The sequence below is a fragment of the Pirellulales bacterium genome, assembly GCA_036490175.1.
GTDB lineage: Bacteria > Planctomycetota > Planctomycetia > Pirellulales > JACPPG01 > JACPPG01.
Genome location: DASXEJ010000118.1, coordinates 1 through 25,006, shown reverse-complemented (window position 1 = coordinate 25,006; position 25,006 = coordinate 1). Strand labels below are relative to the sequence as shown.

General features: G+C 61.0%; 16 protein-coding genes. 8 read left to right on the top strand and 8 right to left on the bottom strand.

Features of this window, described 5'->3' with window-relative positions:
- The 3 genes from VGG64_08475 to VGG64_08465 form a co-directional block, all read left to right on the top strand.
- Positions 1-2,237: glutamate synthase-related protein (locus VGG64_08475; GenBank protein HEY1599622.1), on the top strand; the 2,237-nt coding region annotated here is incomplete at its 5' end.
- On the top strand, positions 2,230-3,723 hold the full coding sequence (locus VGG64_08470) for a glutamate synthase subunit beta (protein ID HEY1599621.1): 1,494 nt from the start codon (positions 2,230-2,232) through the stop codon (positions 3,721-3,723). The genes VGG64_08475 and VGG64_08470, both read left to right, overlap by 8 nt.
- Positions 3,724-3,779: 56 nt before the next feature.
- A complete protein-coding gene (locus tag VGG64_08465) occupies positions 3,780-4,247 on the top strand; it encodes a macro domain-containing protein (protein HEY1599620.1) in 468 nt (155 codons plus the stop codon).
- Positions 4,248-4,284: 37 nt separating this feature from the next.
- On the opposite strand, the gene VGG64_08460 is transcribed toward VGG64_08465, so the two are convergent.
- From VGG64_08460 to VGG64_08425, 8 genes are all read right to left on the bottom strand, one after another.
- Positions 4,285-6,906: a hypothetical protein gene (locus VGG64_08460; GenBank protein HEY1599619.1), complete on the bottom strand. Its 2,622-nt coding sequence runs from the start codon at positions 6,904-6,906 to the stop codon at positions 4,285-4,287.
- A gap of 183 nt (positions 6,907-7,089) precedes the next feature.
- Entirely contained in the window at positions 7,090-7,548 is a 459-nt protein-coding gene (locus tag VGG64_08455; GenBank protein HEY1599618.1) for a hypothetical protein, read from the bottom strand.
- Between the two features lie 357 nt (positions 7,549-7,905).
- Complete coding sequence (locus tag VGG64_08450; GenBank protein HEY1599617.1) at positions 7,906-11,253, bottom strand: hypothetical protein; 3,348 nt, start codon at positions 11,251-11,253, stop codon at positions 7,906-7,908.
- Positions 11,254-11,573: 320 nt separating this feature from the next.
- Entirely contained in the window at positions 11,574-13,667 is a 2,094-nt protein-coding gene (locus tag VGG64_08445; GenBank protein ID HEY1599616.1) for a hypothetical protein, read from the bottom strand.
- Between the two features lie 349 nt (positions 13,668-14,016).
- Entirely contained in the window at positions 14,017-14,820 is an 804-nt protein-coding gene (locus VGG64_08440) for a hypothetical protein (GenBank protein HEY1599615.1), read from the bottom strand.
- On the bottom strand, positions 14,817-15,479 hold the full coding sequence (locus tag VGG64_08435; protein HEY1599614.1) for an RNA polymerase sigma factor: 663 nt from the start codon (positions 15,477-15,479) through the stop codon (positions 14,817-14,819). The genes VGG64_08440 and VGG64_08435 overlap by 4 nt, the downstream gene beginning before the upstream one ends.
- A gap of 552 nt (positions 15,480-16,031) precedes the next feature.
- Entirely contained in the window at positions 16,032-16,772 is a 741-nt protein-coding gene (locus VGG64_08430) for a response regulator transcription factor (GenBank protein ID HEY1599613.1), read from the bottom strand.
- Between the two features lie 85 nt (positions 16,773-16,857).
- The gene (locus tag VGG64_08425) at positions 16,858-17,793 is read right to left on the bottom strand and encodes a HAMP domain-containing sensor histidine kinase (protein ID HEY1599612.1); all 936 of its coding nucleotides are present in this window, start codon (positions 17,791-17,793) and stop codon (positions 16,858-16,860) included.
- A gap of 265 nt (positions 17,794-18,058) precedes the next feature.
- Here VGG64_08425 and VGG64_08420 point away from each other — a divergent pair, with 265 nt between their 5' ends.
- The 5 genes from VGG64_08420 (at position 18,059) to VGG64_08400 (ending at position 24,815) form a co-directional block, all read left to right on the top strand.
- A complete protein-coding gene (locus VGG64_08420; GenBank protein HEY1599611.1) occupies positions 18,059-18,700 on the top strand; it encodes a sigma-70 family RNA polymerase sigma factor in 642 nt (213 codons plus the stop codon).
- On the top strand, positions 18,681-22,019 hold the full coding sequence (locus VGG64_08415; GenBank protein HEY1599610.1) for a protein kinase: 3,339 nt from the start codon (positions 18,681-18,683) through the stop codon (positions 22,017-22,019). The genes VGG64_08420 and VGG64_08415 overlap by 20 nt, the downstream gene beginning before the upstream one ends.
- 179 nt (positions 22,020-22,198) lie before the next feature.
- Positions 22,199-23,321 (top strand): peptide chain release factor 2 gene (gene prfB / locus VGG64_08410; GenBank protein HEY1599609.1). Its coding sequence is split into 2 segments (ribosomal slippage): positions 22,199-22,267 and positions 22,269-23,321, totalling 1,122 coding nucleotides; the frame shifts between segments, so codons are not numbered across the junction.
- Complete coding sequence (locus VGG64_08405; GenBank protein HEY1599608.1) at positions 23,321-23,887, top strand: hypothetical protein; 567 nt, start codon at positions 23,321-23,323, stop codon at positions 23,885-23,887. The genes prfB and VGG64_08405 overlap by 1 nt, the downstream gene beginning before the upstream one ends.
- A gap of 103 nt (positions 23,888-23,990) precedes the next feature.
- The gene (locus VGG64_08400) at positions 23,991-24,815 is read left to right on the top strand and encodes a hypothetical protein (GenBank protein HEY1599607.1); all 825 of its coding nucleotides are present in this window, start codon (positions 23,991-23,993) and stop codon (positions 24,813-24,815) included.
- Positions 24,816-25,006 lie beyond the last annotated feature (191 nt).

The window sequence follows — 25,006 nt, the reverse complement described above, 5'->3', positions numbered from 1 at the left end:
AGGCCATTGCCGAGGAAGCGCTGCGCCGCCACGAACACGCCTATCCCCGGGCCAATGTTCCCGAGACGCTCGATCTAGACGTCGGCGGTCAGTATCAATGGCGCCGCAAGGGGGAAGCGCATCTGTTCAACCCCGAGGTCGTCGCCAAGCTCCAGAATGCCACGCGCTTGAACAGCCGCGAAGACTTTCAGAAATACTGCCAGACGATCGACGATCAGCAGCGACAGTTGCTAACCCTCCGCGGCCTGTTGGACTTCAAACAAGTCGACAATCCGGTCCCGCTCGAGGAGGTCGAATCGGCGGCCCAAATCGTCAAGCGGTTCGCCACGGGTGCGATGTCCTACGGGTCAATCTCGAAAGAAGCCCACGAGACGCTTGCTGTTGCCATGAACCGTATGGGGGCCAAGAGCAACACGGGAGAAGGGGGCGAGGACTCGGCCCGCTACAATCCCGATGCAAACGGTGATCTCCGTTCAAGCGCGATCAAGCAGGTGGCCAGCGGTCGCTTTGGCGTGACCAGCGAGTACCTGGTCAGCGCCCAGGAATTGCAGATCAAGATGGCCCAAGGGGCGAAGCCGGGCGAGGGAGGTCAGCTGCCAGGGCACAAGGTCGACAAGGAAATCGCCCGCATCCGGCACAGCACGCCGGGCGTCGGCTTGATTTCTCCGCCTCCGCATCACGACATTTATTCGATCGAAGACCTGGCCCAATTAATTCACGACCTGAAGAACGCCAATCGCGAGGCGCGGATCAGCGTTAAACTGGTCGCCGAGGTCGGCGTAGGAACCGTCGCGGCGGGCGTCGCCAAAGGTAAAAGCGACGTGGTACTGATCAGCGGGCACGATGGCGGCACCGGCGCGAGCCCCTTCACCTCAATCAAACATGCTGGTGTCCCTTGGGAATTGGGGCTGGCCGAGACGCACCAGGTGCTGGTGAAAAACGATCTTCGCGGTCGAATTGTCCTGCAAACCGACGGGCAGTTGCGTACGCCCCGCGATGTCGCCATGGCGGCCTTGCTGGGAGCCGAAGAGTGGGGCATTGCCACGGCGGCACTCGTCACGGTCGGTTGCATCATGATGCGGAAGTGCCATCTGAACACTTGCCCCGTCGGCGTGGCCACGCAAGACGTCGAGCTGCGCAAGAAATTCGCCGGCAAGCCTGAATACGTTGTGAACTTCTTCTTCATGCTGGCCGAGGGCCTGCGTGAGATCATGGCCTCGCTTGGCATGCGGACCGTTAACGAGTTGGTCGGACGCGTCGACTTGCTCGAAACCCGCAAAGCTATTAGCCACTGGAAGGCGCGCGGGCTTGATTTTTCAGGCATCCTTTTCAAACCCACTACGGCACCCGGTGTTAAGACATTCTGTGCCGAAACGCAGGATCACGGATTGGACAAATCGTTGGACATGACGATGCTCCTCGACCTCTGCCGGCCGGCCATCGAAGACGAGACCCCGGTCGCCTTCGACCTGCCGATCCAAAACACGAATCGCACGGTCGGCACGATTCTATCGAGCGAGATTACCCGACGCCACGGCAGCAAAGGTTTGCCCGAGGATACGATCCAGCTCACTTTCCACGGTTGTGCAGGCCAGAGCATCATGGCCTTCGGCGTGCCGGGCGTGACGGTTCGCGTCGAAGGCGAGGTCAACGACTATTGCGGCAAGGGGCTCTCGGGCGGCAAGGTGATCGTCTATCCGCCGGCCGATAGCCCGTTCAAGGCTGAAGAGAACATCATTGCCGGCAACGTCGTGCTCTACGGAGCAACCAGCGGCGAAGTCTATCTACGGGGCATCGCCGGCGAACGATTCTGTGTGCGAAACTCAGGCGCCCGAGCCGTCGTCGAAGGTGTGGGTGATCACGGTTGCGAATATATGACGGGAGGTGTGGCCGTGATCCTGGGCGAGACGGGGCGCAATTTCGCTGCCGGCATGAGCGGCGGCATCGCCTATGTGCTCGACGAGCCTGGTATTTTCCCCGGCCATGTTAACACAGAGATGGTCGAACTCGAATTACTCGAGGCGGCGGAAGACCAGCAAATCGTCTTCGATATGGTTCGCAAGCACGTCGAGTACACAGGAAGCAAGCGTGGACAGTACGTGCTCGATCATTGGGAAGAATTGATTCCGAAATTCCAGAAGGTCATGCCGCTCGATTACAAACGAGCGCTGGCAGGTATGAAGAAAGCCGCGGCGGGCAAGGCCGCAGGAGAGTTGGAAGAGGTTGCGCATGGGTGATATCCGCGGTTTTATGCAGTTTGATCGCCGGCAATATGACGAGGAGCCGGCTGACGCGCGCGTCAAGCATTACGGGGAGTTCCTCCGCATCTTGGCCCCCGAGGAAATCCGCCGTCAGGGTGCGCGCTGCATGGATTGCGGCGTGCCGTTCTGCCATACCGGCTGCCCGCTGGGAAATATCATTCCAGACTGGAACGACTTGGTGTATCGCGATCGCTGGCGCGAGGCCCTAGCGCGCTTGCACGCCACAAACAACTTTCCGGAGTTCACCGGCCGCGTTTGCCCGGCACCCTGCGAAACCGCCTGTGTGCTGGGTATCAACGAAGATCCTGTCTCGATCAAGCAGATCGAAATGTCGATCGCCGATCGCGGCTTCGACGAGGGCTGGATAACGCCCGAGTCCCCTGAAGTTCGCACCGGCAAGCGTGTGGCCGTGGTGGGTGCTGGTCCGGCTGGGCTGGCGGCCGCACAACAATTGAACCGCGCCGGCCATTGGGTCACCGTCTTCGAGCGCGCCGATCGTCCGGGAGGGCTCCTGATGTACGGCATCCCCGACTTCAAGCTCGAGAAATCCAAAGTCTGGCGACGCGTCCGCCAATTAGAGGCCGAAGGAGTCGAATTCCGCTGCAACGCCGACATTGGCGGCAATATCGAAACGGCCCAATTGCGCGAGGAGTACGACGCCCTGCTGCTTACCGGCGGCGCGACGCAACCCCGCGATCTGCCCATCCCCGGCCGCAACCTGCCGGGAGTGCATTACGCAATGGAGTTTTTGCCACAGCAAAACAAACGGAACCAGGGAGATATGATCCCAACCGGAGTCTCGCTGCTGGCTACTGGCAAGGACGTGATCATCATCGGCGGCGGCGATACCGGCAGCGACTGTACAGGCACGTCGAATCGGCACGGCGCTCGCAGCGTCACGCAATTCGAGCTATTGCCCAAGCCGCCGGATCTAGGCTATTTCCCCCGGGCGTCTGAGCGCCCTGTGAACACACCGTGGCCCTATTGGACGATGATGCTGCGCACCAGCAGCTCGCACAAGGAAGGCTGCGACCGTCACTGGAGCATCCTCACCAAGGAATTCCAGGCAGACGACAAAGGGCACGTAAAGAATCTCGTCACTGCCGAGATCGAGTGGTTTCAAGACGCCCAGGGGCGGCAACAGTTCAAAGAGGTCCCCGGCACCACCAAGACTTGGCCGTGCCAGTTGGTGTTGTTGGCCATGGGTTTTCTCGGACCGGAGAAGAAAGGCGCGATCGCCGATTTGGATCTCGAGCTCGACGGCCGTGGCAACGTCAAATGCGATGCCAACTACATGGCCAGTGTCGAGGGCGTGTTCGCCGCCGGCGACATCCGCCGCGGGCAGTCGCTCGTTGTGTGGGCGATCCACGAGGGGCGCGAAGCGGCCCGTGCGGTCGACAAATACCTGATGGGGGTCAGCTATTTGCCCAGCGTCAACGCCGGCGACTTCGCTTGGAAATGATGTAGTATGGTAATCGACTGGCAAGAGCGGCTTAGCTCATCGCGCGGGGCGTGCGGATGAATTTGCGCGTTGTCGATGGTGATCTCTTGGATCAGGACGTCGACGTGATCGTCAACGCCTGGAATCGCAACTTCATCCCGTGGTGGCTCCTATTGCCTCAAGGAGTTTCACGCGCTATCAAACGTCGCGGCGGCACGCAGCCGTTTCGCGAACTGCGCACCAAGGGAATCATCCCACTGGGCGGCGCCGTGACGACATCGGCGGGCCGGCTTCCATTTAAGGCCATCATCCACGTCGCTGGCATTAACATCCTGTGGCGGTCGTCTGAGTTTTCCATCCGCCATTCGGTCCGCAATGCCATGGCGCTCGCCAAGTATACCGGCTGCCAATCGATTGCCTTTCCGCTCGTCGGCGCGGGCTCTGGCGGCGGCAAGCCCGCGCAGGTGCTGGCGTGGATGACGGCCGAATTCGACAAAATCGACTACGACGGAGAGGTGCGGGTCGTACGATACTCCCGCGCTTGAGTGACCGAACATTACCGGTCACTCTCGAACCAACGATTTATGGCTCGGCATGCTCGAACAAGTCCTCTAGCGTCAGCGAGGGCTCCTCGTCGCCAGGGGCAAAGAACAGCGGTTCGTCCAGCGGCGATAGGTTTCCGAGGTCGCTGTGCGAAATGCGTCGCCAAGCCGCGTCGATCGCCTGTTTCTGGCGATTGTTCATTTTCCACGAGAGCGGCGTGAAATAGTCGTCCCACTCATCATCGGTTTGCGTGACGACAAGCTTCGCCGAGTGGCTGACGCCAGCGTGGCCCGGCAACGTGAACGCGAATTTGACAGAAGCGATTTGCAGCGGCGGCGCGGTGGCATGGACAGTTTCGCGCAAAGGGTGCCCATCGTTGTCGTGTACCGCGCTCGTCGACGCGAGCTCTGTCATTTCTCCGGTTTTTTGTCGCCGCACGAGGTTGTGAGTGACGGCAAAGGGTTCGAGCGAGCGTCGCAGGGTCGCCAAGCCCAGGCTGTCGGTGGAGTCTTCCGTACTGTCTCGATCGTCGCCGGCCGAGGCGGCCCATCGTCTGGCCTCGGCCACCAGCATGGCCTGCATCTGCGCCGCCTCCCATTCGCCGCGCTCCGATTGGGACGATTCGCGCACTTGCGTTAGTAGTTCGAGCGGCCCGGTCAAGGCCCGCCGCCACGCCGACGCTGAGACGTGATCCTCGAGCACGGCATCTTGCCCGTCGTAGGTCGTACGTGCTGCCGGCTGCGCACCGGCGAAAGGCAGGATCCGCACGATCAAAATGCGATCGAACGGCGGTGACTCTGCGTTGGATGTCTCGGTCTGATAGTGCGACAACAATTGCGTCAAGGCTTGCAGCACGCTCAGGATTCCCTCGTTTTCTGCGTATCCTCCGTCGGCAAACGGCACGCGCGGATACGGCGCGTCTTGAAAAACCGGGCGGCAAATGGGCGACACGTAGGAGAACGTCGCCGACAATCGAGCCGCGGATACTACGCTCAGGTCCCACTGCGGATAAGCTTGCGCGAGCTCTTCCGGATCGCTCAGCCGCCCGCTCGCGCGTTCGATCAATTGAATCGGCGACCACAAGAACCTCGCGCCCGTCGCGCCGTTGGTGCTATTGAAGATGGGGATCGGGTGCCCACGTTGTTGAATGTCATCCAGCAGGCTGCGGACCGTATATTTGGTCGGATCGCTATGTGCCAACCGGCTCGACCATAAACTTTCCAACACGCTGCCCCGGTCGCGCTGCAGACCCGGCCAAAAATGACGCATGGGCAGGATAGCCGGCGGCAGGTCGAAGAATGCCACACCCCAGGCCGTTGCTTCCAAGCTCGACGCCCTGGCTTGTTCGTTGATCGACATCTGTGCGGCGCGCTGGTCATCCTTGGTTGCGGCATTGCTAAGCTCTTCAAATCGATCGAGATAATGCATCAGGCCGATGCTACCGCCGGAAACGCCGCTGACCAGCCGCACGCTGCGTGTGAAGGGAACGCCGTAGCGATCGTGCAACTCAGTTAATACCTTCGCGGTCCAGGCGGCCGCCTGAATGCCCCCTCCGGCCGCGGCCACAACGACCAATGTTCGCTGACCATCCTTGCCACGTGGTAACGCCAGGGCTACCCGCCCCTGGGCGCCACTCGGTTGCCAGGTACGGACCACGTCGTACAGCGTCGGCGGCGGATCGGTGTTGGCGCGCGGGAGCATGGCAAAGAAATGGTCATTCTGTGACGCCAGGTTCACCACGATGCCCAATGCCAACATCACGAGGGGCACGGGGAGGCGATACAAATCGAGCCAGAACGATGCCGCCGACAACAACACGCCGGAAATCGACAGAATTATTAACAGGTAAAACAACACCGGCACCGTCGGGTTGGCAGGCGTGATTTTGGCGCACGCGACGACGTACCCCGCCAGCAATAGCAACAGGGTGAAGGCAACTTGAGCGTGTCCCGGGCGCAAGCGATAGGCAACGATATCTCCAGTGACGGGATCCGACTCGGCCGGCTCAACATAGCCGCCATCGCTGAAACTCAGCACGCGCGCAATGGCCCTATCCGCCAGCGATACAAACCGGGCGCCTTGCAATTGGCGGAAGCAGGCATCCGAGGGAAGTATCTCGGCGGCGGACAATTTTCGCCCAATCGCAAATCGTGCTGCTCCGCTTGCAATCAGCAGCAGGCCCCCGGCCACGACGATGCCGGCCGCCATACTCACGCCATATTGTTGAACTATGCCGGATAGCGGGGGGGCCAGACCCGTGTTGCCATAAGGAGTTGCCCAAGCACAAACCAGTGGTACGGCCAGTCCCACGGCGAGCCAGGCGACGATCCACGCCACACTCCACAGCCAGGTGAACTCGGCGCCATCAATGTTCCAACTCGGGCAATCGGGAAAACGCTCCTTGGCATTCAGCAGCGTGACGCGCGCTTCGACCGCCGAGAGAGCTACCGCCGCCAGCGAGAGCCAGGTCAATTGAAAAAGCTGCGCGGGACTATCAACTAGAAATACGTTACCCAAAATCGCATTGGTACGATATCGCCACCCGAAAAAGGCGAGCAGCAACAGCAGAAACGGCACCAACAGCGCATACCGCACGAAGAATGCTAAATGTACCAATCCCGGCAGCCAACCAATCACGCGCTCGCCTGACGTAGTCTGCATTGTTGGCACCTCCCTGTGCGCTGCGCGACGCTTCCTCCTCAACTTGAACGCGGATAGCGTAATCTATGTGGCCGGGACAATACACGTCAACGCAGTGCAAGCCCGGCATGCATCCTGCCGAAATACATTACCAAGATGGCCCGAGTATTTCTCAAATTGGTCCCCCAGTTCGCTGCCGCCCCTTCACGGATGCATGAAGTGCTCATTGGGCATACTCGGCCCTGGCGAGCTGAATTGTCGGCCGGCGGGAGCCTGATAGTTCATTGGCTGCCGGAATTCCTCACCGGTCGCTGGCACTCCTCGATAGCCAGTTACTTGGCGGCTAGCATTATTGGCCTCCGGCGAGAACATCCCTGGCGAGTAGGGCATCCATGCGCGACCTTGCCAAACGCTCCATGTTTGATTCGGCATCCAATACCAGTGCCGGCCATGATAAGGGACGTAGCGCCAGTCTCCCGCTAACTTCCCGGCGCTACGACGTGTCTCGTCGTTATGGGCATTTCTGCCGGCTTCTGCGGCACCCGAGACGTGCGACGCAATGATTTGCGATCGCTTCTGAATATCCAATCCCCGCACCGCTCGTCCGTGTGCTGTCGCGAAGATAACGATAACAATCGTCCACAAAGCGAATCGTCGACACATGGATGGGCTCCTTCGCAAATACGTCGCCAGCGAATCGGCTGGCGTCATGGACCTGCGAAGTAAGCACAGCATACGGTGTGCCGCCCGTGCTTTGGCTCTGCCGAATCGTCAAGCACTTGTCGCTGCCGCGGCTTATTCCCCGTTAGACACACTGACCTGCCTGGTCAAGGAATGGTCGCAGTGGTCGCCGAAAGCCCTGGCCACTCTCAAGAATCGGACCGAGGGTCAAACGCTGCCCTGCATGGTCGCTACAAGCCCGATCAGCAGACGACCTTAAATGACCACGCCCTGCGCTATTGGCTGTCGTGGATATCGGTCAGCAGAATTACAGGACAATGCGATTCGCGGCGTGTTCGCCTATTGTGCCGTCAGATCGAGATCGCGCGGCGCCCGGGCCAAGTAGATGTGATCGAACAAGGCGAAGTCCCCATCCACAGGGCAGAGCGCCAAACCCGAAAACGTGAACTCGCCGAAGTCGGCGAACAGGTCGCGCGTCACAACCACCCAATCACTGGGAAGGACGTCGCCGACACGTTTGGCACCGCCAAAAGTTTCTCCACCGCCCGGCCCCGCATCGTAGCGGAACTTAAGTGGATTGGTCGACGGCACTGGCCCCCACTGACCATCGTGGTTCAACTGCAAACAGACCCGCTGGCCCCCTTGTTTTTTCCAAGCGAACTGCAGATACCGGTACTCTCCTGCACCAGGATTCTGACGAATCTTCACTCCCAATCCGGGAAGCGCCGGATTATATCGCTGATCTGGCATCACGCGCACGCTCGCGGCGCCGGTGAATTTGTCGTCAGTCGCCAGCGACGCCGACCCGTCTCCCTGATTCATACTAGCTACGAAATCGGGCTGGTCTTCGAACACCGCCAGTGGTTGCTCGGCCGGTAAGGGAGCCGGACAGGCCTGAAAGTCATCTTCGTTGCGCGCGAGATAAATGTGATCGAACAGCGCAGCCTCTCCATCGCCGGCAGTGAAGGCCAGCCCGTCGAGCTCGAATGCGCCAAAGTCCGCAAATAAATCGCGAGTGACAACCGTCCAACCGTATGGCAACCGATCGCTGATTTTGATCGCCTCGACATGAAACGAATTGTCGGCCGGTCCAGCTTCGTACCGATAACCCGGCTTTCCCTGCCCCCGTGTCGGCCCCCAAGTGCCGTTGGCATTCAGTTGCAATAGTACGTTGCCGCCGCCAATTTTCTTCCAGGCAAAACGTAGATATCGGTATTCTCCCTCACCTGGCTTCTCGGCAATCTTGACCCCCAGCCCGGGCAGCTTTGCGCGGAACTTCTGGTCGGGACTGACACGCAGGGCTACCGTGCCTGCAAACCGGTCCGTCGGCTCGACGGTCGCCTTGCCGCCCCCTTCATTGAGCAGACTCACGAAGTGTTGTTCGTCCTCGAACAGACGATAGAGCGCCGGGGGCGCCCCGCCGGCAACGATCTTGACGGCCACGGGTAGCTCGTTTGATCGTACCGCAGTACCCCCGCCGGGCTGCGCTGTGGCCACGATCGCGACGTTCGCCAGATCGTTCGGCGGCGTGTTGAAGGGGAAGGAAACGGGCAGCGAGAAGTCGCTCTTGTCGGCAGGCACTTCTACAGCGGGGGCTAGGAAATCGGCCGGCAAGCCCGTCAGCGTTACCGTGACCGGATGCGGCAGGTCGCCGAGCCTTATGACCTTGCCCAGCAGGCGGCCGGTTTCGCCGCTGCCAGACTTCGCTTCGACTTTCGGTTCGCCAGCCAGCTCAATCCGCAGCGGCTGAATCGAGGTCAACCGACGTGCCGGTGTGGTCGCACTCGCGATCGTTGTTTTGCCATCGGCCGATAACAATTCGGCCTTGATCGCCATGTCGTAGGGAATGTTCGGCAGATCGGCCGGTACCAAAATGGGCGTTGTCAGGGCGGCCTGATCACTGGCAATCGTGGGCGTGCCTTCCAGCCGCAGCATGCGGTCCACATCGTCAACTTGGCGCTTTTGGTTGTTCTCGGTGATTTCCTTGCGAGGCGCGATCTGACTCGTGACAAGCGACAATCGCACCGCGCCCGCCGCCAACGGCGCGCGCGTTACCGCGATCCGCGCCGGCAGCCGACTCCCGAGCGGCAACTGCGTGCCGGTCGCTTCGGGCTCCCAGACCACCGATAGGGTATTTGCGCCAGTCACTGCCAGGGCCAGCTCAGAACGCAGCCATGGTTGCCGAACCGCCATAGGGGTCTCAGCCAATTGGGCCGGACGAACAAGAAGGATGTTTGGATCGGCGCTGGTGCCAACGATACTTGTGATGGCATGTGCCGGGCTGCCGAATGCCAACAGCGAGACAAGCGCGTCGGTCGCCCCGGCCGGGATCTCGTCATTCGCAATCGCGATGCCACTAGGTAAACCCAAAAGCGATAACTTGATCGGCCCCTGATAGCCAGCCCGGTTCGCACGGACGCGCACGATAGCTGCGCCTCCGCCGGGTACCTGCTCGCGGTCCGCAAGTATCTGCAAACGGAAATCGGGCCGATCGGCCAGCGCCGCCGTCAGGCGATAGACGTAGTCAGGGCCGCCACGGTCCAGTAAATCTTTGACCGCCACTAGGATGCGATCCACACCGTCGGGCACCTTGAAATCCAGAGTCGGGTCGGTCGTGGTGGGCGTATCGTCGGCGGTCGCTAATTGTTCGCCCGATTCCTTCCGCACCGACAATACCCCATCGAGCGGAGAGCCAACTTGCGCCGCAGTCACCGCCAGCCGCCACGTTTGTCCCGGTGAGACAGCTAACACATATTGGTCTTCCTCATGCGGCGCGAGCAATCGGCCATCAAGGGCCACGGGCGCCGGCACCAGTTGCGGTTTGGTGACGCCCTCTTGTTCCAAAACTTCGGGCAGGTCGCCGACCAGGATTTGCGGCCGGGTCCCCGTTAACCAACGATCAGTCGGCCACCGTGCCGCAATGGTCCCCACGGCACCTGCCAGGTCGGCGTCGATCCTCTGCTCCGGAGCCAGGTTGCTGGCGATCGGTGCCAACGAAACCTTGGATCCTCGCTGTCCCCCTAAGGGAAACAGCAAGTCCGCATAGTGGAGTTCACCGATCTTCAGCCGGAATGCCCCGGGCTCGGCTCCGCGATAGAGCGCGTCGTGCAATTCGACAGTATAGCGCCCGTCCGCTGGGATGCGGGCCACGATCCGCGCGTCGCCGTTAAGGGTCGGGACCATCTGCGACCAGGCAAGCTGCTCGCCACGCGCATCGAAAAGATGTAGCACCGGATTCAAGCTACTACCGAGGCGGTGGCTTTCTATGTCGGCAACGATTTGCTGCCCGGCCTTGCCGTCGAAACTCGTGCGCAAAATGGTTCCACCGGTCAATGTCCCGCCAAGTGCCACGGGCAAGTTGCCGGCATCCGGCGCAAACGGCCGCTCGGCGAGTTGGTCGATCCCCACCAGCACGGCGTTGGATATTCCGCGGCGATTGACAACACGCAACGGGTAGATGCCGGGGATCACCGACGCGTCGAGTGTGATCGCAATCTCGACGCGGTCGGCCGTAGCAGGCTTTGGCAACTTTTGCGCAGCAACCGGTACCGTCAACACCACCTCGGTGTCGTCAGTCAGGTCCGTCCCTTCAACGACCAGCACAGTTGTCGCACCGGTCTGCAATCCTGGCGACGAGATCTGCTTGATCGTCGGAGCGGCCAGACACGCAGATGTTGCCCAAAACACTATAAGTCCTGCGCAGATCGCTGCGCGCCGGGTTGCTGGAAGCGTTCGCCTAATCATCTTTCACCTGCTGCGAAAAAAACACGTGGCATCGAACGGAATCGCCGTTCATACGCCGCCCGCCAGAAGTTCTTGATTATCGCCTGTCGATAGACCCGGACTACGGCCGTCCATCTTGGAATACCATAAGCCGCACGGCAACCCGGTCGACGGTCGGTGCTGACCGTCGTTAGTCACTACTGTCCAATTAAAAGCGATTGAGGAACGAGCGAGCACACACTAAAAGTGGCGGGGCGCCAGGACGTTTCTACAGGGCGAGGACGCTATTTAAACGGATCGTCGTCTGGGGCGGCGGGAGTTGCGGGGGGCGCGGCAGCCGGTTGCCCGGACGGCGCGGTGAGGGCGGGTTTGGAGGGCTTATCGACAAACTTATTCTTTATGATCGGCGCACCGCCGGGTACCGACACGCCGCGATTAACCGCTGGTTTAGCCTGAGCGGCTCTGGGCTTCACGCCACGGGGAGCGCCGGCGGCTGTCGGTGTACGCGTGGGAACGGGCGGAGCGCTCTTGACCGATCCCGTCGGTGGCGGAGTCGGCACCGATTCGCCATCGCTCAACGGGTCGTCACTGGGTTTGCCTGCTGGCGCTGCGACAGGCTCGGAATCCGGTCCGGCAAAGGGATCGTCACCCGCCGGCGGCGGTGCCCCCTTGCTAGCGTCACTCGGGATGGCCATCTCTTCTGGCTCGTCGGTCGCTGCCGGGGCATTTTCGGCTACATCGGCCTCAGGTGCCGACGGGGTCGTCGAGTCGGACCCGAAGGGATCTTCTTTGGCCGGAGCATCGCCCGGTGCGAGATCCGGACCTTCCGATTCAACCTTCGCTGGTGAGTCTGCGCCAAACGGATCATCCGTTGGCTTTTCAGGTGTGGCGTCGGACATGGCGTCTGTGGAGACCGCCTCGGTCGGTGCCGCTGGCGGTTCGTCAGAGCCGAACGGATCATCAGTTCCACTTGCCACCGGCGCGGCATCCGCAGCGGGAGCCTCGGGAGGTGCTTCAACTGATTCCTCGCTACCAAAGGGATCGGCGTCAGCGGCAATCACGGCAGGAGCTTCGCTCGGCATTTCGTCGCTGGTCGCCTCCGACAATGCTGGTTCCGAGGCGTCCTCACTGGGCAGCGCCTCGGAAAGCGCTGGCTCAGCGGGGTCTTCACCTGGCAAGGCTTCTGACAGTGTCGGCTCGGCCGGATCCTCTCCAGGCATCGCTTCAGAGAGTGCGGGTTCGCCGCGTTCCTCGCCTGGCATCGCCTCCGACAATGTTGGTTCGGCGGGGTCTTCGCCCGGCATGGCTTCCGACAGAGGCACATCCTCGGCCGGGGCGTCGGCAATTGCTTCGCTCGGCGCGGTCGGCTCCTCGGCGCCAAAGGGATCGTCCGACGGCTTGGCCGCGACCGATGGATCAACGGCTGCCGGTTCAACGGCTGGTGCGGCTTCATCAGCAGCTACAGTTGGGGCTACTTCTTCCGGCGGAGTCGGAACGGTGTCTTCAACCTGGGATACCTCTTCCGTTGCTACCGGCGGCACTTCACTTGTCGTTGTCGAGGCGCTCTCACCGGGCGCGGCCGCGGGGGGAGCATTATCTGCCGGCGCGTCTTCACCAAAAGGATCATCTGCCGGTGCGGCAGCAGGCGCTTCCTCAGCCGGCGCCGCCTCGTCGGGCCCAGCATCGGCGGACGGCTCGTCTCCTGCCTCCTCGGCAGGCATAGCGTCGCCGGCCGGCTCGTCAGCCGCGGGATCGGCGGCAAGAGGATCGTCAGCCATCTCGTCAGCAGCAGGCGGCTCTACGGCGGCATCGGCTCCGGCCGCTTCCGCCGCTTCCGGAACATTGTCGGAGAAGGGATCTTCATTCGCTACAACGACGGGCGCCGGCGCGGCGGGCTTTTTCTTGACCGCCGCTGGCCCGGCCTTCATCAGCACTTCGGGTTCGACTTGTCGAATGCGCTCGTAGCGCTCGTAGCGGCGACGCTGCAATTCCTGCTGTGCTAATAAGCGTGCCTGACTGCGATGTCGCTCGACCAATATGCGGTCGCGACCCTGCACGCGCTCGAGCGCCTTGCTGATGTCGTAGAAGCGGTCCGTCTCAGCCGTCTCGAGTTTCGCCCCTCGGTCGAAATCGAGCACCGCATCGGGGTCGCGTCCTAGTCGCAAGCAAGCCAGACCGCGGAAATAGTAGACCCGTGGGTCCTTGCTGCCGGCCAAAGATGCGGACGTGAGGTTTTGAAAGGCGCGGACATAATCGCCGGCGAAGAACGCATGAACACCGTCGCCGTAGTATTGGTCCAGGGCCGCGTTCTGGGCAGAGACCGAAACCAAGGCGACGAACATGCATCCGCACGCCAGGGGACCGGTGAGCCGAGACATCATGTGTTGCTCCGAGAAGATAACGGGACCTCAGCGCAGAAGCTGCTAGGCTGACCAGGCTCGGACAGCTCAGCGCGCACCTACTTCGACGCCGGTAATTTCCTGACCAGTGCGTGATTCGGCGGATACTAAACCCGCCCTCGGCTGCCTGACTGCTACGCGTGTACCGAGGCTAAACCCCCAGTTTGACTCTGGCTGTCGAACTTGTAAACCAAAAAACGTCGTCGAAATCGCCGGGGGCACCTGCGGCATTCGGGCCGCAGTGATCGGGCTGCCAGAATCGCATCAGCCGGCACAACCGTACCGTGCCCCGCAGGGCTGGGCCAGAGGGGGCATATTTAGGAGTCGCTCAATGGCAGGCCTGGCAGGCGCGCACCACCACCGACCGCGCATCGGCCGACAGAATCCCACTCTGCGCCTTGGTGTGACAATTCGTGCAGCATTCTAAGGCCATGGCGAGTTGTACGCCCTCTAATGGGCCCTCGAATGGGTCCGTCCCGCGATCCTTACGATCGTGCGGAATCCGGCACACGGCCGGCAATGCCAGGCGCGAGAGCCACTGCCGCGTCGTCTCGACTGAATCGTCGCCCATTAAGCCGATCGTCGAATCGTTGCCTCTTGGAGGACGATCTGATATGCCCGCAGGCACCGCCTGCCAGGGTCCAAGCCCGTGCGACCCGGCAGCCGCCGCCACGCCAATGAGAACGGCTGCCGCGAACCGCATGAGGTTCGTGCGCGCGGGCGTGAAGCCACGAACAGGCGGCGCCAGCAGTTTTCCATGGGACCGACGAAATGCGCGACCAGCTTTGGACGATGGCACGGGCCCACCGCGAGCGGCCCGATCCGACCGCGACCAAGGTCGAGTTTGGCCATTCGGGAGGTCGAAGCTGGTGGCCTCGTCGCTCAAAACGACGTCATGCGGCTTGGGTGCGGGTAGGTAGGGAAGCGCCGCGCGTCCGCGATAGCCGGGCAGCCCCTGGCTCTCATCAGGTCCAACCGATTCTTGGAACAACTCCACGGCCGGCTGCAAGGCTGTGGCCAGCCGCCGACAATCGCAGCAATCGGTCAAGTGCCGCTCGACCAAATGATCTCCCGCTGCGCCGGTTGGAAACGGGCCACGAGTGAGCACGTCAAAAACGTCATCGCACGTCATTGCCGCTGTCCCCGAGTTGGCAAGGGAGTGTCGAGTGGTGCTGACTCAACTAACGAGTCGTTGGCATCGGCTTCCGGCAGATCTTGGCGCTCGCGCTGAACAAGCTCGGAGAGCTTCAGCAACCCCCAGCGCACGCGATTCTTGGCCGTGCAAAGGCTGCATTGCATGGCCTCAGCGATTTCCTGAAACTTCAGGCTGCCGAAAAACCGCAAACGCAAGGCATCCGCCTGAACACCGCTAAGCTGCGCGAGCAATCTCTCGAGCAACTCGCGCCGCTCTTGGGCTAATAGCCCGGCCAACGCTGAAGGATCGGCTCCCGCGTCTGTTAACCCCGTTGGCTCGGTTCCGCATGGCATTTTCTGCGCATCGAGCGACAACACATGCCCTCTTTGGGACTGGCGCCCCGCGTAACGGCGACATTGGTTGAAGAGTATGGTCCACAGCCAGGTGCGAAAACCGAACTGCTCGTTATAGGTGTGCCGAGATTTGTAGGCAGCCAGAAACGTCTCTTGCACCACGTCTTCCGCGGCCTCGGTGGAACCTAAACGGCTCTCAGCCACGCGTCGCAGCGCCGGCTGGTATTGACGCACCAACTCAGCAAAAGCAGCCGAGTCCCCCGACTTTGCGCGGCGCATCAAAAGGGTGTCGTGGTCGTGCATCAATCGAAGCGCCGATAGGGCGGCGGGTGGCAGGGGGGCAAGTTCCGCGGCGGGCAACTAGGAATTGCGTATTCTGCCACGACTAGTGGGACCAAAGCAAATAAATTGCCGAGCAGACGAGAATCTGCGGCATTTGAAAAGTCTGGCGGTCATCTGAGCCGGCCCAGGTCCCCTACGCTGACGTCCGAAGACGGGCTGCGAATTGGGGGGCGAGACCGATCAAGATCAGGCTGGCGCAGGACCACGGAGCGCGGCGGCGAAGCCGGCCAAAATAGTGCGCTGCGGCGCGCCTGCGAGGAATCACCCCACTAAGTGTGCTTCCCACGCAGCGCGCCGCGGCACATATGCGCGGAACGCGGGTCTCTCCCACCCTCGCTCCACAACCTAGTCATCGGGAACCAGCTAACCGGAATGTGCCTGAAATACGGTCTGACCCGAAGTTTCTGCCAGCGTTGCGCAGATTGTCACGATTTCAACGATCGTAGCGAAAATCCGGGGGAACGCGCCAGATACACGAGGGTGGCGATTACTGCGAACGAATGCCCTCGGGTCTTACTCGTCTGCCTCTTCGCACGACACAAAACGGTAACCTGTGCCGCGTACCGAAAGAAAGTGCCGCGGCTGCTCCTGGTCGCGCTCGAAGTATTTCCGCAGGCGCATGATGAAGTTATCGACGGTGCGTGTCGTAGGGCTGCCGGAAAGTCCCCACACGTCGTCGAGCAATTGCGCGCGGCTGATGACTGATCCTTCGTTCTCGACGAAGTAACGAAGCAGCTTCATTTCCATCGTGGTCAGACGCAGGTTTTTACCATCAACGGTCACTTGGAAAGTGTCGAAATTGACTTTCGCGCGGCCAAACTCGCACTCGTTGCTCAGCTTGCGATGTACGCGCTGCACAGGCTGACGTAATCGCCGAGCCAACAGATTGCGAACCATCGCCAACAACTCGTCCAAATCGAACGGTTTTTCCAAATACTGATCTGCACCTACGTCCATTCCGCGGATGCGATCTTCCGTCAATGTTCGCGCGCTGAGAATCAAGACGGGCATGTCGTTGCCCTGCTCGCGCAGCGTTTCGCAAACGGTGTACCCGCTCATACCTGGCAGCATCAGATCGAGGACCAACAAATCGATGCCTGCCTGCCCAGGGGCAATCAGTCCCAGCGCTGTCGGTCCGTCAGCCGCTAACGAAACGCGATACCCTTCGGCTTCCAAGTTGTACTTGATGCCGATCGCTAGATGCTGCTCGTCCTCGACGACCAAAATGTGCTTTGCGTCTGTCGAAGAGGCCATGATCCAACTCGCCTTGACTCAGTACGGCTGTTGCCCGCCGCCCATTTATGCCGCCGCTCAGGCCTAATCGATTGGTGCGACCGATCTACGCAGCTGATTGTTGTGGCGTCAGTTCCCGACCTGGTAGTTCGACCTCGAATACGCTGCCGGACTGACCTCCGCGACTGCGGACATTGATTTTTCCGCGCATCCGTTTGACCAACGTGCGCACGATAAACAATCCCAGTCCCGTGCCGGGTTTGGACCGTTCTAGTTCGCTTCCCATGCGGAAGAAACGTCCGAAAATCTTTTGTCGCATGTTGATTGGGATACCCGGCCCGTTGTCGATGATCCGCGTTACCACATTACCACCGCCGGCTACCCACGACTGTACGATTACTTCTGGTTTCTCGCCGGAGTATTTGATCGCGTTGTCGATCAGATTGCGAAATACGACTTCCACGTCCATCGGCGGGGCCAGCACCACGGCAGGCGTAAGCTCCAGTTTGACGGTATCGTCCGCCAATCGGTAGTGAAGACACGCCGTAGTGGCACAGCGTTCAAGCACGCTCGACAGTTCGACATCGGCCGTCTCGTCAGTCGGCGGAGCCAAATTGAGGCGCGCCGTATCGAGCATATGGTTAATCAACGAATCGAGCCGCTCCAGATCGTCGAGCATGAAACGGTGGAAATCGACACGCTGTTCTTCGGTCACATTACGCCGCGACAGCGTCTGCACGTAGAGCTTGAGCGACGCCAGTGGCGATTTCAGCTCGTGGGTCACGCTATCGATGAAATTCGATTGTCGTTGATTGAGGCGGATCTCCTTGATCGACAGCAGCAGGTACAGCACCACCCCCACCAGCACCAAGGCCAGAAATGTCGTCCCGACCGCCAGAATGGCCCACCAGTAACCGCTGGCCGATGTCCGGGTGGCAGCCACAACGACTACCAGGATCCAGCCGACCGTCAGCGCGACCAACAGCACGATCATCACCACGCCGAGCGTGATCGGCCAGCCTAAGGAACGGCGGGTCAGCATGGAGGCGCGGTCGCGAAAAGGGGTTTAGCGGAAATACCTTGTGTTCAGCCTATCCAGGCCGCCGGAAGCGTCAAGCGCGCACTTGGTCAGAGGTATCGCGGCCAACCGGCTGTACTAGGACCGCACGAGGCTGTAGCCGTTATTTTTTTGAGTTCCCAAAACATTTGGGGAAATCATTACGGTTCCTACAGTTTCCTTGTAATAATGGCTGCAGATTGAAAAGCGCATCCGATTGGGGCTCGCATTAACGCCTTGGGGCCTAACCATGTCGTTGTTGTCTGGCGACGGTCAGCAAGACGATTGGCGCGTCCAGCGCTCGATTATTTCCGCACAAGACGGCTCTTATGCCGCCATTGGCCAACTTTTCGATCTCTATCGCGACTATTTGCTACGGGTGGCGAATGAAGAACTGGAAACAGACCTGGTCCCGAAAGTGGCCGCCTCGGACCTGGTGCAAGAGACATTCCTGCAAGCAGCCCGCGACTTTCGCAAATTTATCGGCACCAGCGAAGGCGAGTTGAAGGCATGGTTGCGGCAGATTCTGATCCACAATTTGCTAGACGCGCAGCGTCGCTATCACCATGCGCAAAAGCGTGCCGTCGCGCTCGAGGTGCCGTTGGCTGGCGCGTGTTCGAGCGCGATCGCGCGTCCCGAGCTGGCATCTTCGTCGCCTTCGCCGAGCGAGTGCGTTGTCACGTCCGAACAGCGCGAGTTGGTCCATGCGGCCCTACGCCGGCTCCCGCCCGATCACGCTCAGGTCATCCAATTGCGAACGTTTGCCGGCCTCCCATTCGACTTGATTGGCGATGCGATGGGACGGTCCGGCGACGCGGTTCGCAAATTGTGGGTCCGGGCAATCGAACGACTGGCCATTGACCTTGCGCCGTATGAACACGATGGACGATGAACCGATTGACAACGTCTTCGTCGACCGCCTGATCGCCTATCAGGAGCGGCTGGACGGCGGCGATACCGTTGGCGACAATCCGCCTGCCGATACATCTCAGTTATTTGCTGACGAGTTGCCGTCCGCGCAATTGGATCGGCTGCAACGGGCCCAACGCTGCGTGGACATTCTGGCCGCTGTCGGAGGCGGTACTCGACGGCTGGCAAACTTAATGCACGAGCCGCCATTACCAAATGGTGGGACGCGTCCACGAATCCTTGGCCGGTTCGAGATTCTCGATGAATTGGGTTCCGGCGGCTTCGGCATCGTCTATCGCGCTTGGGATCCACGCACCCAGCGGCACGTGGCGCTGAAGATTCCCCGCCTGGAAGTCTTGGCTTCGGCCGAGATGCAGGCGCGCTTCGAACAGGAAGCGCGCGCCGCAGCAAAGCTCGATCATCCACACATCGTGGCCGTGCTCGAAGCCGGCATCGACGGGGTGGTTCCATTCATCGCATCGCAGCTTTGTTCCGGGATCACCTTGGCCGACTGGCTCGGCAAACAAGCCGGCGCGATATCGCATCGTCTGGCGGCCGAGATTGTCCGCAGCCTTGCGGAAGCCGTCTCTCATGCTCATGAGCGCGGCGTGTTGCACCGTGATATCAAACCTGGCAACGTCCTAATGGTGGACGCCCGTCAGGGCTCCGCAGATGGCCCCGATGCGTGGGTCCCGAAGTTAGTCGACTTCGGGCTGGCCAAACTGGCTGACGACAACCGCGACATGACGCAAACCGGGGCCGTGCTGGGCACCATTCGTTACATGGCGCCCGAATTGGTCGGCGGTAGCCGCAAGCAGGCGGGTTCGGCAGCGGACATCTACAGTTTGGGGGCCGTGCTGTACGAGTTGCTCACCGGCCGCCCGCCATTCGCTGCCGAGTCCGACCTGGAGGTATTGCGCCGTATCACGACGCAAGATCCATCGCGAATACGTGCCAGCCATCCGCGCGTGCCGCACGATCTGGAGACGATCTGCCGGAAGTGCTTGGAAAAAGCACCGTCGCGACGGTACGCGACGGCCCACGCCCTGGCTGACGATCTGGGTCGGTTTCTCGGCGGACGACCGATCACAGCGCGCCCGACGACCACCCTGGAAGTCGCATGGAAGTGGGCACGACGCCGGCCCGCCACGGCGGCCTTACTCGGAGTCTGTACGCTGTCGCTCGTCGGCGCGCTACTGGGCGTGTCGGTGCATTACTTACGTCTGCGAGACAGTTGGCTGCAAATCGAAGCCCGCAATGTGCGCCTCCGGGAGATTACCGACCAGGCACAATCCAGCGAGCAACAGGCCAAAGAGCTGCTCTACACCACTGATATTCAATTGGCGCAGCAAGCCTGGGACCGTAATAATTTCGCGGCGCTCAAGGAGAACCTTGAGCGTCACATGCCGCGTGACAACGAGCCAGACAGACGCGGCATCGAATGGTATTACCTGGCAGGCCAATTGAATGAGGGTTCAATGGTCTTGCCCGATCACGACGGCGAGATCACGAGCGTGCGATTCAGTCCCGACGGCCGAGTGCTGGCCACGGCCAGCTCGGACGGACGCATCCGGCTGTGGGATGTTGCCAGCGGTCAGTTGCAGGCCACTATCGACGAGCCCCAACGCGCCCCGCTCAACGGTCTCGCCTTCGCGCCCGACGGCAAGGTGCTGGCCGTCGCTAGTGATCGGCGGCGCGTCGTGCTCTGCGATGTCGAGTCGGCCACCGTCATTCGCATTCTCAGCGACGGTCACCAGAAATGGGTCGGTGACGTGGCCTTCTCACCTGACGGCGTCACGCTGGCTTCGGTCGGCGCCGACGGACAGCTGATCTTCTGGGATTGGCGCAGTGGCGAGATCGTACGGAAAATCACCGCCTACGGTCGCGAGCTGCGCGCCGTCTGTTTCACCAAGGATGGCCGGCATGTCATTGTGGCCGAGGAATGGGGAGTGCCACGCCTGTGGGATGTAGCAACCGGCACGATGATCGCGGCCTTAGCCATTGAGAAAGATCTCGAGAATGCTCGCCAGGTCTGGCCACGTGGTATCTCGATCCGTGCCGATGGCAAGCACGTGGCAATCGCGCGCGCTAACGGCGGCATACGTATTTGGGACATTGTTGACCCGGCAAACCCACGCTTTGTTGATGCCGTCGGTGACGAATCGTGCCGAGGCGTGGAATACTTGGGCACGGATCAGGTTATCGGCGTTTACGATGATCACATCGGACGCATCTGGACAATCGGACGCGACGAGCCCGATCGCCTGCTGCGGGGACACATGCGGCGGATGACTGCGGCTGCGGTCTCACCAGACGGCGCTTGTGTGGCCACCGGCGCGAAAGATGGTACAGCGCGATTGTGGCTCACCAAGGCCACCTCCGGCAGTCGCGAAATCGTCCGCCTACCAGGCTCGGGACACCACATCGCGGTATCCCCGGACGAACGCGAGATCAGCGTCGTAACTAGGCAACCCGACGAGGTAACCATCATCCACCAGCAGGCGGGCGAAACTGCAACGCGGCAACTGCATGGTCTTAGGGGCCAAACCATCGCGCTGACCTATTCGCCAGACGGCAACGCGTTGACCGTGGTCTCGAACACGGGCCACTTTAGCGTCTTTGCGCGCAACGGTACGGATCCCCTCTGGAGCTATGAGCTAATACCCGACAACGACTCTAATATTGTGCACTCGCCCATCGCCGAATTGGTTGTGATTGCCATGGCCAAGAACGTCTGGGCCGTGGATCTTGCCTCACGCCAGCTCCGTTGGCAGCGTCCACTAAGGAGCGGCCTCTGGGATGTGGCGTTTTCGCCGGACGGCGCAAGCATCTACGTCAGTGATCAAGAAGGGAAAATTCACGAACTGAACGCCGACGACGGCACTACCAGTCGGGAATTCTCGCAGCATCACGAGTCACTGGAAGAACTTGCCGTGGCTCCCGATGGCGGGCTGTTAGTGAGCATGAGCACTGACCGCTCAGGTTTTCTTTGGGATCGCTCGGATGGCCAGGTTATTCGTCGCATCGCCATGACGCATCGAAAGCCGGTCGACGTAGAATTCTCTGCTGACGGCCGGACGGTGATCGCAGTCGAGGACGGCCATTACTTGAGTTTCTGGCACGTGGCAACCGGCCAGGCCCTGCTTCGGCTTGGCCCGTGGGGCACAGAGCCGCGCCTCATGTGGAGCCTGTCGTCCGATGGACGAACGGCCTATCTCGTATACACCGACAAGGTAGATGGTAGACCGCGCACCACCTTACGGGCGCTGCCGCTGCGGAGGGAAATGCCCCCCGCTCGCTGATGCCCGAAACGCGCTGGCCTGGCTCCTTCGTTGATTTGTCCTAGAGCCAGTTCGGACAATGCACAGTGGTACAAGTGCCGGTGCGCCGGTAATATTCTCACAGCGAGTCACGTGGTATCCCCCTTGGTGATCGTTGGCCCCGCAGGGCCAATCGGACGCCACTACGGAAATCTTCGACCATGAGCAGGGAACTGGACGATCGGGCCAAGGCCATTCGCCAAAGAGTTACGCAGTTGCGAGACTCTCTTTGACTACGACATCAAGCAACAGCGAGTTGCCGCGATCGAAGCTCAAATGAGCGAGCCGGGCTTCTGGGACAAGCCCGAGGCTGCCCAGGCCACGGTTGCCGAGTTGAAATCCCTGTCGTCGATCGCCAAGCCGCTGCGCGAGTTGGTTAAATCGGCCGCCGACCTAGACGTGATGCTCGAGCTAGGCGCCGAGGACGAGTCGCTAGCGGCCGAGATCGGGCCGGAGCTAGACCGGCTGGAAGCGACACTGGCCGACCTGGAGCTAAAGGCTCTGCTCAACAGTCCCCACGACGCGAACGCCGCGATTCTGTCGATCAATGCCCGCGATGGCGGCACCGACGCCAACGATTGGGCCGAGATGATGCTGCGCATGTACCTGCACTGGGCCGCCGAGCAAGGTTACGAAGTCGAACTGTTGGACCGGCAGGACAATGAGCAGGCTGGCATCAATAGCGCTTCGGTCATCATTCGCGGACCGATGGCTTACGGCTACCTGAAGGGAGAGACGGGCATGCACCGCCTAGTGCGCATCAGTCCGTTCAACGCCGAAGGAAAGCGGCAAACCAGCTTTGCCGCGGTCGACGTCTCGCCAGAGGTGCCCGAGTCGGCCGAAATCGAGATCAACTACGACGAAGTTCGCGAGGACGTGTTTCGCGCCAGCGGTGCCGGCGGTCAGCACGTCAACAAAACGTCGAGCGCTATCCGATTGACACACCTGCCAACGGGCGTCGTCGTGCAATGTCAGCAAGAGCGCAGCCAACACAAGAACCGTGCGCTCGCGCAGAAGATGCTGCGCGCCCGGCTCACACGGCTCGAGGAAGAGAAACGCGAGGCCGAGCAAGCAGCCAAATACGAAAAGCAGGCTAAAACCGGCTTTGGCAGCCAGATCCGCAATTATTTCCTACATCCGGATCAACGCGTTAAAGACGCCCGCACCGGCTTCGCCGTGGGAAGTTTTCAAAGCGTGATGGATGGCAATATCCAGGGCTTCCTCGACGCGTTTCTTCGCCTGCGGGCTGGGCAACCGATCGAAGCGGATCGAGAAGGCTCTTAATGGCCCCCCCGTCGGATGTCGACGTTGGTGATGCCATGCGTTTCCACCGCCAACGCCACGGAGACCGCTACAGCCACAGCATATATTGCAAGATCGATGCGCAGTACTGCGCAGTTCTTGAATCCATCGAGCCCGAGTCGGCACGGGACGAACCAGCCGAATGGCCAGCGAGCCCGCCACTGAAGGATTGGCACGATGAAAAGCGGGACAGGGCAACCGTGCTGATGGCCGTGGGCGCAGCCGGCAAAAGTCATTGGTCGGCATCGATCGAACTCTGTAACGATGGCACGGCACGGTTCGACGTGGCTGCACGGATCAATGCGATGCCCGCCTATTTGGGAAGCGAATACGCTTGCCTCCTCGGGAGCGGGGCCCTGGATGAGACCAGTATCGAATTGACTCCTGGCATTTTGCTGAATTGTGATCCGGGGACGACACGTCTGCGGTTCGACAAGGCCGACTGCCGACTCGTTGTCGAGCCACTGATTACCCAGACCGACGTTTGGCCGCAGACAATTCGCTGGCGATACTGGATTCGTGGAACTCCGGCCCTGCCCCCGCCTTGATTTCACGCCTCGGATTCGCCAGAATGCTTGTTTTCGCGGGTTTTCCTTGGGCGAATGCCTGTTCGCCGGTGCGACCCAGCCACTTTTCTGCGGCGAGATGACTATGCCTGCGATGGACTTTGAAGCGATCGACAAGCTCAAGCGCGAATATACCGACAAATATGTGGTGGCAGACATCGGCCGCCCCGAACTGGCTCGCTTTCATGGCCTGACGGGCATTATCAAAACCGTCAATATGAGCGGTCGCGCGCTGGTCGAGTTTGACGGCCTCAACAATATCGGTTGGTACGACATTGGCATCGACTTCCTGAAGATCGTCGACAAGCCGGTCCCCAAGGCGGCCGAAGCTAAAGAGGCCAAACCGGCCGCAGCAGCAAAGCCCGCTGTGGCCAAGGCGCCTGCCAGCGCAGCCAAACCGGCCACCGCCCCGGCTGCGGCGGGCAAGCAATCGACAGCGGATATCCTGGCCGCGGCCCGCGCCAAAGCGGGCGCTGCACCGGCGGCCGCGAAACCCGCTCCGCCGGAATCTGCGGGTGCAAAAAAAATGAGTACCGCGGATATTTTGGCTGCCGCCCGGGCTGCTAAAGAGGCGGGCGGCACTGCAACCGCTCCGGCAAAGCCCGCTCCCGCTGCGGCAAAGCCGGCCGCCAGTGCGGCGACTCCGGCTGGGGGGCAGAAACTATCGACGGCCGATATCTTGGCCGCCGCGCGCGGCAAAGCCGCACCGCAGGCAGCAGCTCCCACCGTCGCCAAGCCAGCACCTGCAAAAGCGTCGCCTGCCCCCGTCGTGGAAGAAGCAGCCGTCGCAGAACCGGCAGCGGCTATTGTCGCACCAACTCCGCCGGCGGCTGCGAAGAGTGCCGGCGGCAAATTGCCGACCAACACGGCCGACAAGGTTGCCTATTGCCGCCAGGCCGACGCCAAGTAATTACGTCCGCGGTAATTGCCGTGGCTTCAGGGCTGGAATCGACACTGACTTGCTCTGTAGAAATCCTCTTCCGCCAGCTTAATCCGCTAGCTGGCGAGACTTCGTAGCAGGAGGTGATGACCACTACGAAGTTACCGCGTCGCGTGTTGCAGTATAGCTATCTCGTCGGGCTTCTGACGCTGCGCTTGCAC

What these genes read in the sequence shown, in the direction of transcription:
- VGG64_08470 (HEY1599621.1), top strand. Translation starts at nt 2,230, where the DNA reads ATGGGTGATATCCGCGGTTTTATGCAGTTTGATCGCCGGCAATATGAC.
- VGG64_08465 (HEY1599620.1), top strand. Translation starts at nt 3,780, where the DNA reads ATGAATTTGCGCGTTGTCGATGGTGATCTCTTGGATCAGGACGTCGAC.
- VGG64_08460 (HEY1599619.1), bottom strand. Translation starts at nt 6,906, where the DNA reads ATGCAGACTACGTCAGGCGAGCGCGTGATTGGTTGGCTGCCGGGATTG.
- VGG64_08455 (HEY1599618.1), bottom strand. Translation starts at nt 7,548, where the DNA reads ATGTGTCGACGATTCGCTTTGTGGACGATTGTTATCGTTATCTTCGCG.
- VGG64_08445 (HEY1599616.1), bottom strand. Translation starts at nt 13,667, where the DNA reads ATGTCTCGGCTCACCGGTCCCCTGGCGTGCGGATGCATGTTCGTCGCC.
- VGG64_08440 (HEY1599615.1), bottom strand. Translation starts at nt 14,820, where the DNA reads ATGACGTGCGATGACGTTTTTGACGTGCTCACTCGTGGCCCGTTTCCA.
- VGG64_08435 (HEY1599614.1), bottom strand. Translation starts at nt 15,479, where the DNA reads ATGCACGACCACGACACCCTTTTGATGCGCCGCGCAAAGTCGGGGGAC.
- VGG64_08430 (HEY1599613.1), bottom strand. Translation starts at nt 16,772, where the DNA reads ATGGCCTCTTCGACAGACGCAAAGCACATTTTGGTCGTCGAGGACGAG.
- VGG64_08425 (HEY1599612.1), bottom strand. Translation starts at nt 17,793, where the DNA reads ATGCTGACCCGCCGTTCCTTAGGCTGGCCGATCACGCTCGGCGTGGTG.
- VGG64_08420 (HEY1599611.1), top strand. Translation starts at nt 18,059, where the DNA reads ATGTCGTTGTTGTCTGGCGACGGTCAGCAAGACGATTGGCGCGTCCAG.
- VGG64_08415 (HEY1599610.1), top strand. Translation starts at nt 18,681, where the DNA reads ATGAACACGATGGACGATGAACCGATTGACAACGTCTTCGTCGACCGC.
- VGG64_08405 (HEY1599608.1), top strand. Translation starts at nt 23,321, where the DNA reads ATGGCCCCCCCGTCGGATGTCGACGTTGGTGATGCCATGCGTTTCCAC.
- VGG64_08400 (HEY1599607.1), top strand. Translation starts at nt 23,991, where the DNA reads ATGCCTGCGATGGACTTTGAAGCGATCGACAAGCTCAAGCGCGAATAT.